A 14,519-nucleotide genomic window follows, 5' to 3' on the forward strand; every position below is an offset into this window, starting at 1 on the left:
AAAGAAGTAAACGCTTGCTGAAACCGCTACCGGTTCAGCAGCGAGTCTTCTTACGCCAATCGAAACGTTTCACCTATTCAAGCACAACCAAGACTTAAGCAGAGTGAGGAGATGCCGTGTGAAACCTGCGACAATATCCCCAGGCTCGTCCAAAGGGGAAGAATCCAAATTTAAAAGAATGTTCGTAGACATCTGGAAGTACAGAATGACGTATACGCTACTGATTCCGGGATTGATTTGGTTGATCTTATTCGCGTATATGCCAATGGCTGGTCTATCTCTAGCCTTTAAGCATTTCCGTGCGAATGACGGAATATGGGGCAGTGAATTTATCGGTCTGGAAAACTTCGAGTATCTGTTCCGAGATCCAGCTTTTGCCGCAGCGGTATGGCGCACACTGTACGTCAATATCATCAAATTGTTTATTACGTTCCCGTTTCCGATCTTGCTCGCCTTATTATTGAACGAGCTTCGGATGCGCCGTTACAAAAAGGTGCTGCAAACGGCATTTACGTTCCCACACTTTTTATCGTGGATCATCGTATCGGGTATTATCATCAACGTGCTTGCGTATGACGGTTTCGTCAACAGCTTGCTCTCGCTGGTCGGACTACCGACGGTTAACTTCCTCGGTTCCGAGCAAAACTTCTATCCAATGATTATCTTGACAGATATATGGAAATCGACCGGATGGGGCGCAATCGTCTTTATGGCTGCGATCTCCGGTATCGACCAAGAACAATACGAAGCGGCGCAGATCGACGGCGCGACGCGGATTCAACAAATGTTCCGAGTCACTTTACCGAATATTATGCCGACCGTAACGATCATGTTCATCTTGTCGGTAGGCGGACTGATGTCGTCCGGTTTCGATCAGATCTTCAACTTGGCGAATGCCGCAACGCAAAATGTATCGCAAGTACTCGACGTTTATATTTATCGAGTTACGTTCCAGTCTTCCAGCGATTTCGGTTTCTCTTCGGCAGTCAGCTTGTTCCGTTCGATCGTGAACATGGTCTTGTTGCTACTTGCTGACCGAGCAGCAAAATGGATGGGCGGAGACGGCTTGTTCCGATAAGAAAGGAGAACGAAATTTATGAGCACTTTAGCTAGAAAAACAAAAAAAGCTAAATTCAGCACCAATCGGATCACCGCACTCGATATCTTCATTTTCATCGTGCTGACACTTGGGGCATTAGCGATTCTGATTCCGTTTTGGAACGTTATTATGATCTCATTTGCTACGCAGCGCGAATATGCGGAAAATCCACTGCTGATGTGGCCAAAAGAACCGACGCTAAATTCGTATAAAGCACTCTTTGCAGACGGAAGTATTGGTAGCGGGTATTGGAACACCATTAAGCTGATGGCAGTCGGGCTTCCGCTCAGTATGTTTTTGACAGTGAGTATGGCTTACGGCTTAAGTCGTCCTAAATTCCCGGGTAAAAAACCGATCTTTTTCTTGGTCTTGTTCACAATGATCTTCAACGGAGGTATCGTACCTCTGTACCTGGTAATGAAAGACCTTCATTTGACAGGTTCACTCTGGTCGGTCATCTTGGCAGGAAGTTTCAGCGTATTCAATATGATTATTATGATGAACTACTTCCAAGGCCTTCCGGAATCATTGATGGAATCGGCGAGACTCGACGGTGCAGGCGAATGGAGAATTCTTTTCTCGGTCGTATTGCCACTCGCGGCGCCGATCATGGCAACGATTGCTTTGTTCTACGGCGTAGCATTCTGGAACAGTTGGTATGACGCGATGGTCTTTTTACGCAAAGCCGATCAGCTTCCTCTGCAAAACGTACTGCGGGCAATCATCGTCGAATCACAGACCAATGCTTCTAACGCAACTACGATCGGTCAAGGCGGGGGAGCTGAGTCCTTCTCGACAGGCATGAAAATGGCTGCGGTATTCGTAACGATCGTTCCGATCATGGCATTTTTCCCAATGCTTCAAAAGCACTTCGCAAAAGGGGTATTGACAGGGGCTATCAAGACCTGATGCACCAATACATGCAAGACAAACAAGCAGTACAAGGGGTATCACACGTTTCAAAAATATGAATCTATGGGGGTACAACATGAAAGCGAAAAACATGTTTTCGGTAAAAACGCTGCTTCTCCTCGCTTTGTCTCTGGTCATGGTGCTTGTAACAGCTTGTTCCAATGGTTCCGATGATGCAGCCACAGGTACAGCAGACGAGAAAAATGAAGATGGTACGTACAAAAATAATTTGACCATCTCCTATGCCGGCATTACGGACATTTCAAAAGCGGATCTGCAAGACAAGTTCCACAAAACATTTAGCGACAAATTCAACATCACTTGGGATTACAACTATGTAGATTGGGATTCATGGGGCGAAAAACTTCGTCTGTGGATCAACTCTGGCGACCTGCCGGACTTCGCAAGCTGGAACTATGTTAACGGCGACGCGATGAACTACATCGACCAAGGGCTATTCTATAAATTCCCTGAAGATTGGAAAGAACGTTGGCCGAACGCGGCGAAAGCTTACGAGTCTACAGGGCTTGGCGAACGTCTGGAAGAAAAAGTCGGCGGTACTTACGTTCTGCCTAGACCGGTATACTTCCAAAACAAACCGGCTGATCCACTGTTGAACCAAATCGGCGTTATCGCGATTCGTAAAGACTGGGCGGAAAAAGTCGGCTTCGAATTGAAAGATGCTTACACAATGAGCGAATTAATGGAATTCGCAAAACTCGTGAAAGAACAAGATCCGGGCAAAGTTGGCAAACGACTGGTTCCGATGTCCTTTAACGCAGGCGATATTTTGACAGGTTTCGTAATGGCAAACAATGAACACGGCCGCGTTGAATCCGCATTCTACAAAGGCGAAGACGGCAAGTATCATTGGGGTCCAGCAGACGAGTCGACTTTGACAGGTCTGAAACTGGCTCAACAAGCTTATAAAGATGGTCTGCTTGATCCAGAATTCTACACTTGGAAAAACAGCGAAGGCGGCGACGCATTCAAAGTAACAGGCATTTCCGCAGTAGCAGGTCTGGGCGGTCTGGCTTCTTACAGACAAGAGATGGATACGGCAATGAAAAAGAACTTGAACTTGAACAGCTCCGATGTGGTACACGAAGCATTGATCATCGGCGAAGACGGTAAATACCGTAACTTGGAACAAGTTAACTTCTGGTCGTCGCTCGTATTCTCGCCAAACGTTACGCAAGAGAAATTCGAGCGCATCATGGATATGGTCGACTACTCCGTCACTGAAGATGCACAGAAATTCTTGAACCTTGGCTTCGAAGGCGAAGACTGGAAAGAAGAAAACGGCGAATTGGTAAGCACGCTTCCAGAAGGTACAACATTGGAAGATAAATACCCAGGTCGCTTCGAAGGTCTGTATGTATTGGGCGATGACTTCAGCGTAATCAACCCTGCAATCAAAAAAGAATTCCGCGATCGTTCGGTTGAATTGTACAAAGAAAAAGCTTCGCTTAGCACAGACGGCGGCGCGATGGCAACTTACGATTGGGACTTCCAATTGTATACGTCTAAAGCCAAAGACCAAGCTAACTTTACGTTTGAAACCGAGTACGCAAACTTGATTCTGCAAGATGGCGACCTCGAAACAAACTGGAAGAAATGGGTCGAAAGCAAACAATCGATCGTTCAACCGGTTATCGATGAACTGAACGAAAACTTTGCGAAGTAAGCATTGAAGTCTTCTGACTTTTGACAAGATCCAAATCGCAAGATCCGGGTCCTAACGGCACCTTGCCTCTAGACCCGACCGTTATTCGAACCCGGTGCGCGCGGAAATTCCGCACGAACCGGGTTTTCTCTTCTACGATGAGGAATTTGCATAATTTCTATATTTTTATTTAGCCAATTGTGCAAAATCCTGAAAGATAGAGAAAGTTACCATACATTACCGCACCATACAGAAAAAAATGAGTAGGCTTGGGGGAGATTCCATATGAACAATCAGCAGCTTCTCGATCTGATTGATAAGATGACGCTCGAAGATAAAATTGCGCAGTTGCTTCAACTGGCGGCGCCGTTTTATGAAGGGGCAGAGGAAGAAGGGCAAATTACCGGACCTATGGAAGCGATGGGGATCACCGAATCGATGATTACTCATAGCGGTTCGATTCTCGGATATGCAGGAGCAGCGGGAGCGATCGAAGTACAAAATGCGCATCTTCGCAAAAACCCGCACGGCATTCCGTTACTTTTTATGGCAGACATTGTACATGGATTCAAAACAATCTTCCCTGTACCTTTGGCGATCGGTTGCTCTTGGGATACCGATTTGGCGCAAAAAAGCGCTGAAGTTGCAGCTCGCGAAGCGGCTGTCTCCGGGATTCACGTAACGTTTGCACCGATGGTCGATCTCGTACGCGATCCTCGCTGGGGACGCGTGATGGAATCGACAGGCGAAGATCCTTATCTCAACAGCTTGTTCGCAAAAGCTTTTGTCCGAGGCTTCCAAGGAGAAGATTTGACCGCTGAAGTCGAACGTGTCGCCGCTTGCGTCAAGCATTTCGCGGCATATGGAGCATCCGAAGCTGGACGAGACTACAACACGGTGGATCTGTCAGAACGTCAACTTCGCGAATATTATTTGCCCGCTTACAAGGCAGCGCTTGACGAAGGTTGCGAAATGGTGATGACTTCGTTCAATACGATTGACGGAATTCCGGCTAGCGGCAACCAAAAGCTAATGCGCAAGTTGCTACGGGAAGAGTGGGGCTTTGACGGCGTATTGATTTCCGATTGGGGCGCAGTGAAAGAATTGATTCCACACGGCGTTGCCGAAGACGAGCGCGAAGCGGCTTACCGGGCAATTACCGCTGGCATCGATATCGAAATGATGACCGCTTGTTACGTCCACGAATTGCCGGAGTTAGTTCGTAGCGGTCAAGTGGACGAAGCGTTAGTGAATGAATCGGTACTGCGCATTTTGCAATTGAAAAATAAATTAGGATTGTTCGACAATCCGCATCGCGGCGCTAACCCAGAACGCGAAGCGGAAGTGGTCTACAGTCGTGAACACCGAGATGCCGCTTATGAGTTGGCAGTTCGTTCGACCGTATTGCTCAAAAACGATAATATTTTGCCGCTGCAAAAAGAGTCTTCGGTTGCACTCATTGGTCCTTTTGCACAAAGCGGAGATATTCTCGGTCCGTGGTCTTGGAGCGGATCGACCGAAAATGCAGTGAAATTGGATGCTGCTTTACGCGAACGTCTAGGGCGCGAAAAGTTGACGGTCGCGACAGGCTGCGGCATCGAAGAAGGCACGCAAGAGCAGCTTGACCAAGCGCTGGAGATTGCCAAACAAGCTGATGTTATCGTATTGGCACTTGGCGAAGCTTCCGAGATGAGCGGCGAGGCTGGTTGCCGAACCGATATTCGTTTGCCGCAGATTCAATTGAATCTGATCGAGCAGATTGCAGCACTGGGTAAACCGACAACGGTGGTCTTGTTTAACGGTCGTCCGCTTGATCTGCACGGCGTATACGACAAAGTCGGAGCAGTCGTGGAAGCTTGGTACCCGGGTAGCGAAGGCGGAGCGGCCGTCGCGGATATTCTGATCGGCGCAGTAAATCCTTCGGCTCGCTTGACCATGTCATTCCCGTATTCGGTTGGACAGGTGCCGGTCTACTACAACCACTTCAATACAGGTCGCCCGCAAGGGGCGGAAGATGCACAGGTTCGCTACGTCTCGCAATATCTGGATGCGCCGAACACGCCGCTGCTTCCTTTTGGCTACGGATTGTCTTACACGACTTTCCAATATGAATCGCTGACTGTTTCTTCGGAGCAGATGACAAGTGATTCCACGCTTACGGTCTCGGTCGATGTGACCAATACGGGCACGGTGAGCGGAATCGAAACGGTTCAATTGTATGTCCGCGATATTTCGGGCGAAGTCGTTCGTCCGGTTCGAGAATTAAAAGGCTTCGTGAAGCTGGAGCTAGCACCGGGTGAGAGCGGCAAAGCTGTATTCACTTTAAATGAAGAGCAATTACGTTACCATCATTCGGATCTGAGCTTCAAAAGCGATCCTGGGCGTTTTGACATTTTTGTCGGTGGCAACAGCCGAGACACCTTGCAACATTCTTTCATCTTATCTTAAAAGACTATCTATATAGGAGTGAGCGCATTCATGGCAACTATCGCAAACACAAATTCGAAATTTAACGTGCAAGCAGGAAATTTGAACTTTACGTTCTGGCCAAGCGGCGATCTATACCAAGCGACGGGCGGCAAAAGTATGTTAAACCAACTGCTGTCTTCTCCGCTGGACGGATCTTTGAACAATATCTATCTGCGTATTCATGAACAATCGGGAATCACTTTTTACCCGCTGCTTGGGATTCATTCTTCCAGCACCGTTCGTCAAAACGACAAACGCGTCGTATGGGAAGGTCAAGCCGGCAATGTAGAGTATAAAGTCACTTTTGCGGCGACCCAACATGACGTGTGGTTCTGGGATATCCAAACTTCCGGCAAAGGCGTCAAAATCGATATCGTATACGCTCAAGATATCGGCGACGCTGACCCGGGTGCCGTACGTAGCAACGAAGCATATTTGTCCCAATATATCGATCATGCTGTGTTCCAAGATTCCGAAAAAGGCTATATCGTCTGCTCGCGTCAAAACCAACCGCAAGGCGGCGCATTCCCGTATATGCAACAAGGTTCGTTGACGCGCGCAGTTGGCTATTCGACAGACGGATTCCAGTTCTTCGGCAAGTCTTACAAAGAAACGAATGTGCCGGAAGCTTTGACGCAAGAAAAATTAGTGAACGAAGTGTATCAGTATGAATTTGCTTATACCGCTTTGCAATCAGAGTTAGTCGAGCTAAATGGCGAACAGAATTTCGTGTTCTACGGATTGTATCGCGATAATCATCCATCCGCGATCACAGAAATCGAGTATGCACAAGACGTGCAAGCGGCTTGGGAAGCTTATCAGAAGGAAGAAGTTGGCGAACTGCAAACTCAACCTAGCGTATCTTTCAAATCGACAATCGGCGAACCGCTGCAAACGCTGGATTTGAGCGACGCAGAAGTCGAAGCGCTGTTCCCGAACCGTTACGAAGAAGAACGCGAAAATGGCAAATTGCTCGCTTTCTTCACGGATACGTATGAACATATCGTGTTGAAAGAAAAAGAACGTCTCGTTGAGCGTCCTCACGGTCATATCTTAATGAGCGGCGGCAATGTAGAGTTTGGCGTACCGGTACTGGCTTCAACCGCTTACATGTACGGTATTTTTAACTCGCAACTTGTACTTGGCAACACGAACTTCAACAAAATGATGAGCAACGCGCGTAACGCACTGAATGTTCCGAAAACAGCGGGTCAACGTATTTATATCGAGCTGGATGGACAATATCGTTTGCTAACGATGCCGTCGATGTTTGAGATCGGCTTCAATTATGCGCGTTGGACGTACAAAATGGAAAGCGATACGATCTTCGTCACGACGTTTACGACAGTAGACAGCCCGGAAGTTCGTTTGGAAGTTCGTTCGCAAAGCGGCAAAGCGTATACGTATCTCGTAACGACGCAAGTCACGATGAACGTGAACGAATACGAATTCCCGCTGCATATGACGCAAAAAGACGGGCAGTTGGTCTTTAAAGCAGATACCGACTCGCTCAGCGCAACGGCGTATCCAAACCTAACCTTCGTGATGCAAGTTGACGGTGCGAAAGTTTCGGTTCACGACGAGTCGGCGCTTGCAGACGGCGTAAACTCTGGCGATGCGTCTCTGGTCGCGCTGAACGTACAATCCAGTGCGCAATGGACATTGACGATTCAAGGGCTTTTGGACGGTAAGGAACTTCCTTTGGAATCCAAGTCGTTGGATAACGAGATTGCCGCGTACCGTAATTTCTATCAAGATGTGATGAACGGATTCCGTTTGTCCAAAGACGGCGAAGCGACACATGAAGAATTGTTCAAAGTGAATGCACTCGCTTGGTGGTACACGCACAACATGCTCGTTCACTACTCGTCTCCGCACGGATTGGAGCAGTACGGCGGCGCAGCTTGGGGAACACGCGACGTGTGCCAAGGACCAGTCGAATACTTTATGGCGACGCAAAAATACGGTCAGGTCAAAGACATTCTCAAAACCGTCTACTCGCACCAATATGAAGACGACGGCGCTTGGCCGCAATGGTTTATGTTCGATCAATACTTTGCGATTCAACAAGAAGAAAGCCACGGCGATATTATCGTATGGCCGCTGAAAGTATTGGGCGACTACCTGCAAACGACTCGTGATTTCAGTATCTTGGAAGAGCAAGTTCCTTATACAGTGAAACACAAATTCGGATTCACCGAAGAATCGTATAGCATTTTGGATCATGCCAAAAAAGAAATTCAGTATATCAAAAACAACTTCTTGCACGATACGTTCTTGTCTTCTTACGGCGACGGCGATTGGGACGATACGCTTCAACCGGCTAATGCACAACTGAAGCAATACATGGTCAGCAGTTGGACTGTTGCATTGACGTATCAGACCGTGAACGTATTGTCGGCAGCTTTAGGAGATGCAGATTCCGAATTCGCGCAAGAACTTGCAAATCTTGCCGAAGGTATTCGTAGCGACTTCAATCGCTATATGCTGAATACCGATGTCATTCCGGGCTTTGTCTATATGGAAGAAGCCGACAAGCCAAAACCGATGCTGCACCCAAGTGACGAAGAAACAGGCATCCATTACCGTTTGCTGCCTATGACGCGCAGCATGATCGGAGAATTGCTGACACCTGAGCAAGCGAAGTCGCATTATGAACTGATCAAACGCGAATTCTATTGCCCAGACGGCGTACGTCTGATGAACCGTCCTGCGCAATATGCTGGCGGCGTCAGCACGCATTTCAAACGTGCGGAACAAGCCTCGAACTTCGGGCGTGAAATCGGTTTGCAATATGTTCACGCACATATCCGTTATGTCGAAGCGATGGCAAAACTGGGTCTTGCGGACGAGACATGGAACGGGCTTGCGATCATTAACCCAGTCGGGATTCGTGATGTCGTTCCAAACGCGGAACTGCGTCAAAGCAACTCGTATTTCAGTAGCTCGGACGGTAAATTCAACAACCGTTACGAAGCTCAAGACCGTTTTGGCGAACTGAAAAGCGGCGATGTAGCGGTCAAAGGCGGGTGGAGAATCTACTCTAGCGGCCCTGGGATCTACATGAACCAGTTGATCGGCAACGTACTCGGTATCCGTCAAGAAGGCGGCGATCTGATCGTCGATCCGGTTCTTCCAGCTTCGCTAAATGGTCTGCATTTGGACTTTAGCTACGATGGGATTCCAGCAACGTTTATCTACCGAATCGGTACTGATCGATCTGGAGAAGTGACTTTGAACGGTCAGCCGATCGGAGAAAAAGTTCAAAACAATCGTTATCGCGAAGGCGGTCTTCGTATCTCGCGCAGCGAATTTGAACGTTTAGCTGACAAAAATAGCAACCAAATCGAAATTTTCGTGTAAAATTCACTGAAAAACACAAGGCGATCTTGACGGATCGCCTTTGTTGTCTGTTAGATGGTTATAATAAGAATAAGACGACCAGACAGAGGAGCGAGTGGATTGGTAAGTATTAAGGATATTGCCAAAAAGGCGGGAGTATCGATTTCGACGGTTTCTTACGCGTTAAACGGTAGCAGCAAAGTGACAGATGAAACGAGTTCGCGAATACTTGCGATCGCAGAAGAGTTGAACTATGTCCCAAATGCCGCAGCGCGCACGCTGAAAAAGCGAGAATCCCGTATTATCGGCGTATTCTTGACTGATTTTCGGGGAGAAGTGTACGGGGACTTGCTAGATGGCGTGAAAAACGTGCTGAACCAAAAAGGATACGATATGATTGTGTGCAGCGGTGTGCAATCGCATCGGATGTTGCCTGAACGTATGATTGATGGCGCGATCATTTTGGATTCGGATTTTGATAGTGAAGAGATTTTGCGATATGCCGATCGCGGGCATCGCATTGTGGTTATGGATCGTGAATTGATTCATCCAAATATCAATCGAGTATTGCTAGACAATCGTTCCGGCGCACAAGCTGCGATGCAGCATGTATGGGATCAAGGTCATCGCAAAGTCTACGTCGTGACCGGACCTGAAGATTCTTACGATTCGAATCAACGTCTGGCGGTTGTACGTCAATTTGCCGAGCAGCATCAAGAACTTGAATTGATTGAAATCGTCAGTAATTTTGAAAAACAAGGCGGCGAACTCGCAGCGAAAATAATCATCGACGAATATACAAGCCCTGTCGCTGTTTTTTGTCTCAATGACGAAATGGCGGTCGGCATCAATAATGTGTTACAAGATACGAATTTGCAAATTGGCGAGCATGTGCATGTAATCGGTTTCGATAATATCGAACTGGCGAAATACGTACAGCCGAGACTTGCCACAGTTGATTATTCACGTGCGAAATGGGGAGCGTCGGCAGCGGAACACTTGCTACGTATTTTAACAGGCGACTCGATTGACCACGAATTGATTCAAGTCAAACTGATTGAAGGCGCTTCGATGGGACCTTCTCGTAATATCGGCAATCCCGTAACTTGAACGTCAAAAAGTTAAAGCGTTTTCCTTTTAAGGAGAGCGCTTTTTTTGATGATAAAGTAAAACTTGATTGAGGCAACAAGCTCATTTGAACCTTAGCCTTACGCTGTGTTTAAATGAAAGAGAACGAAGTTCTTCGATACGGAAAGGTAGGAGACAAAATGGCAGATACAATGACTCAAACCAAGCAAGGACAATTGCGAGGAAGTTCTTCGAATGGCGTATCCTTTTGGAAAGGAGTACCTTATGCGCAGCCGCCGATTGGCGATCTACGATTCCGTGCTCCTCAGCCGCCTACATCTTGGGAAGGTACGCGCGATGCTTTAAATTATGGTTCGATTGCTTTGCAACCGAAGCCGCCGGAAGATTCGATTTTTGCTTCTCCAGGCGTCACCATGTCTGAAGATTGCCTATACCTGAATGTCTGGGCACCGGAAGATCGGGCGGAGAAGTTGCCTGTTATGGTATGGATTCACGGAGGATCTTTCGTCACCGGTTCTTCAAGCTTGCCTTTGTACGATGGCACGGTGCTGGCGCGGCAAAGTCGATGTGTCGTCGTTTCGTTGAATTATCGGTTAGGGCCGTTAGGCTTTTTGCATCTGTCTCCGCTGGGCGAAGGATTTGATTCCAATGTTGGATTGTTGGATCAAGTACAAGCGCTAGAATGGATCAAAAATAATATCGAAGCTTTTGGCGGCGATCCCGGAAACGTGACATTGTTTGGCGAATCGGCGGGTTCGATGTGTATCGCTGCATTAATGGCAATGCCTGCGGCAAAAGGATTGTTCCGTAAAGCGATTATGCAAAGTGGTGGCGCCCAATCCATGTCGTCTGTTCAAGGTGAGATTGTCGCGGCAGCCTTTTTGCGCGGCTTGAATATTGATGGCGGAGAATTGGAACGACTCAAGACGTTTACCTCTGAAGAGCTCATGATCGCAGCTTCGCAGATGCAGCCGCAAGCCGGGGAATCTTGGCCAGCGTTACCTTTCCAACCGGTTGTAGAGGAAGCGACATTGCCGGAGGAACCTTTGCTTGCCGTGTCGCAAGGAGCGGCAAAAGGTGTAGATTTGCTGATCGGGACGAACCATGACGAAGGTCACTTTTTTATCCGTGAACAATCGCAAGTCACATCGCCCGAGCAAACGGTGCATACGATTCGAGCGTTGACGGGTGTGCAAGATGTCGAAGCTTGGATAGCTGCTTATCCGTCTACGATAGACGGACAAGCACAGATGATGACCGATGTGTATTTCTGGAGAGCGTCGTTACAATTTGCAGAAGCGCAAGCTCAGTATGCTTCCGTATGGATGTATCGATTCGATTGGACTTTTCCGGGACATCCTTTCTTTGGAAAAGCGGTGCACGCGGCTGAAATGCCTTTTGTTTTCGGGAATACGGCTTTGTTGCCACTGGTCGGTGTACGTGTCGATTCTTCTTTGCAACAAGTATCCGATTCCATGCGCAGCGCTTGGCAAGCTTTTGCAGCTTCGGGCGATCCGTCTACTTCTGAACTTCCGTGGACACCTTATAAGAATGAGACCCGCGATACGATGATTTTTAATACGAATTCGAAGCTGGAGCAAGATCCACAGCAACAGAAACGTCAGCAATTATTTATTTGAACCTTTGATTAAATCTTTATTAATTTTGCCCAGAAAGCGAATATTTACATGCGCGATGGGTAAAAAGTCAAAGAAAGATTGAACAGATGGACGAAAAATCGGAGTAAAGGCAGGGATGAAATTTCGCCTTTGTTTCGAATCCTATGGAAATGAATATTTCAAAGTGATATACTGGACTATAGGAGTCTTCACAATCCGTTTGCGGGAACACCGAAAACGACCGAGGAGGATATTAGAACATGGCTAACAATATTAAAATCGACGATTTGTCGATTGCTACTGTACGTACACTTTCGATCGATGCGATCGAAAAAGCAAACTCAGGACACCCGGGTATGCCGATGGGTTCGGCTCCAATGGGTTACCAACTTTTCGCAAAAACAATGAACCACAATCCGTCGAACCCGACTTGGGTTAACCGAGACCGTTTTGTGCTGTCTGCAGGACACGGTTCGATGTTGCTTTACAGCTTGCTGCACCTGTCGGGTTACGATCTGCCGATGGACGAAATCAAGCAGTTCCGTCAATGGGGAAGCAAAACTCCGGGTCACCCGGAATTCGGTCATACTGCTGGTGTTGACGCAACGACAGGCCCACTGGGTCAAGGCGTGGCGATGGCAGTCGGTATGGCGATCGCAGAAGCACACACGGCTTCTGTCTATAACAAAGGCGATTACAAACTCATCGACCATTATACCTATGCAATCTGCGGCGATGGCGACTTGATGGAAGGCGTATCTCACGAAGCGGCTTCGATGGCAGGTCACATGCAGCTCGGCAAATTGGTTATGTTGTACGATTCTAACGATATTACGCTGGACGGCGAAGCTTCGCTGTCGTTCTCCGAAAGCGTACAAAAACGCTTCGAAGGTTACGGTTGGCAAGTGCTTCGCGTAGAAGACGGTAACGATCTGGACGCGATTGCCAAAGCGATCGAAGAAGCTAAAATGGATACGGGACGCCCAACATTGATCGAAGTAAAAACGATCATCGGTTACGGTAGCCCGAACAAACAAGGTAAAGGCGGTCATGCAGGCCCTCACGGTTCGCCGCTGGGTTCGGATGAAGTCAAACTGACTAAAGAATTCTACGAATGGGTTCACGAAGAAAACTTCTTCGTACCAGACGAAGTTCGCGAGCATTTCGCTAAAGTAAAAGAAAAAGGCGAACTGACCAACAAAATCTGGGATGACCAATTCGAGAAATTCCAAAACGAAAATCCAGAATTGGCAGCTCAATTCTTGAACGCATTCAACAGCGATCTGCCAGTAAGCTGGGATGCTGATCTGCCGAAATATACAACAGAAGACAAAGACTTGTCGACTCGCGTGGCTTCCGGTAAAGCTTTGAACGGTGTTGTACACCGCGTCCCACAATTGTTCGGTGGATCTGCCGATCTGGAAAGTTCGACAATGACTCACTTGAACGATATTACAGTGTTCACGCCGCAAGACCGTGCCGGACGTAATATTTACTACGGTGTACGTGAATTCGGTATGGCAGGCGCAATGAACGGTATCGCCCTTCACGGCGGGATCAAAGTCTTCGGCGGTACGTTCTTCGTATTTACCGATTACCTGCGTCCAGCAATCCGTTTGGCTTCGCTGATGAAGTTGCCAGTGACTTACGTCCTGACACACGACAGTATCGCAGTTGGCGAAGACGGCCCTACGCATGAACCGATCGAACAATTGGCTTCGATCCGCATCATTCCGGGTCTGACCGTTATTCGTCCGGCAGACGGTAACGAAACTTCCGCGGCTTGGGCTTACTCGCTCCAAAACAAAGAAAACCCGGTTGCACTGGTATTGACTCGTCAAAACTTGCCGATTCTTGAAGGTACAGTCGAAGGCGCTTGGGAAGGCGTGGCACGCGGTGCTTATGTCGTGTCCGACGCAAAAGACGGCAAACCAACGGCGCAAATCATTGCCACAGGTTCGGAAGTTCAATTGGCAGTGAAAGCTCAAGCCAAACTTGCCGAAGAAGGCATCCAAGTTCGCGTAATCAGTATGCCAAGCTGGGATCTGTTCGAAAAACAAGACAAAGCTTACAAAGATTCGGTCTTGCTTCCTGACGTCAAAGCTCGCCTGGCTGTAGAAATGGCTAGCCCGTTCGGCTGGGAGCGTTATGTAGGCGATGAAGGTGCAATTCTCGGCATCGACACATTTGGCGCTTCGGCTCCAGGTGGTAAAGTGATGGAAGAGTACGGCTTTACCCCAGAAAATGTAGTCGCTAAAGTGAAAGCTTTGCTTAAATAATTAACTTAACTCCGCCCCTACGGCGTCCAAGCGAAAGCGAGCAT

Annotated in this window: 8 protein-coding genes; all 8 read left to right on the forward strand. The window is 48.0% G+C overall.

Annotation, left to right across the window (positions count from 1 at the left end):
* The first annotated feature begins 178 nt into the window (after nt 1-178).
* The 8 genes from NOM90_RS07915 to tkt all read left to right on the forward strand — a co-directional run bounded on the left by NOM90_RS07915 (nt 179) and on the right by tkt (nt 14,475).
* The gene (locus NOM90_RS07915; RefSeq protein ID WP_255941851.1) at nt 179-1,078 is read left to right on the forward strand and encodes an ABC transporter permease; all 900 of its coding nucleotides are present in this window, start codon (nt 179-181) and stop codon (nt 1,076-1,078) included.
* An 18-nt stretch (nt 1,079-1,096) separates the two neighbouring features.
* Complete coding sequence (locus tag NOM90_RS07920) at nt 1,097-2,008, forward strand: carbohydrate ABC transporter permease (protein ID WP_255941174.1); 912 nt, start codon at nt 1,097-1,099, stop codon at nt 2,006-2,008.
* A 79-nt stretch (nt 2,009-2,087) separates the two neighbouring features.
* Complete coding sequence (locus NOM90_RS07925) at nt 2,088-3,698, forward strand: type 2 periplasmic-binding domain-containing protein (RefSeq protein ID WP_255941175.1); 1,611 nt, start codon at nt 2,088-2,090, stop codon at nt 3,696-3,698.
* Nucleotides 3,699-3,962: 264 nt separating this feature from the next.
* Nucleotides 3,963-6,125, forward strand: a complete 2,163-nt coding sequence (locus NOM90_RS07930) for a glycoside hydrolase family 3 N-terminal domain-containing protein (RefSeq protein WP_255941176.1) — start codon at nt 3,963-3,965, stop codon at nt 6,123-6,125.
* Between the two features lie 30 nt (nt 6,126-6,155).
* A complete protein-coding gene (locus tag NOM90_RS07935; RefSeq protein ID WP_255941177.1) occupies nt 6,156-9,509 on the forward strand; it encodes a GH36-type glycosyl hydrolase domain-containing protein in 3,354 nt (1,117 codons plus the stop codon).
* Nucleotides 9,510-9,608: 99 nt separating this feature from the next.
* A complete protein-coding gene (locus NOM90_RS07940; RefSeq protein ID WP_255941178.1) occupies nt 9,609-10,598 on the forward strand; it encodes a LacI family DNA-binding transcriptional regulator in 990 nt (329 codons plus the stop codon).
* A gap of 158 nt (nt 10,599-10,756) precedes the next feature.
* A complete protein-coding gene (locus NOM90_RS07945; protein WP_255941180.1) occupies nt 10,757-12,217 on the forward strand; it encodes a carboxylesterase/lipase family protein in 1,461 nt (486 codons plus the stop codon).
* 239 nt (nt 12,218-12,456) lie between these two features.
* Nucleotides 12,457-14,475, forward strand: coding sequence for a transketolase (tkt, locus tag NOM90_RS07950; protein ID WP_255941182.1), 2,019 nt, complete (start codon nt 12,457-12,459; stop codon nt 14,473-14,475).
* Nucleotides 14,476-14,519 lie beyond the last annotated feature (44 nt).

Source organism: Saccharibacillus sp. JS10, from assembly GCF_024436065.1.
In the GTDB taxonomy this organism is placed as follows: Bacteria; Bacillota; Bacilli; order Paenibacillales; family Paenibacillaceae; genus Saccharibacillus.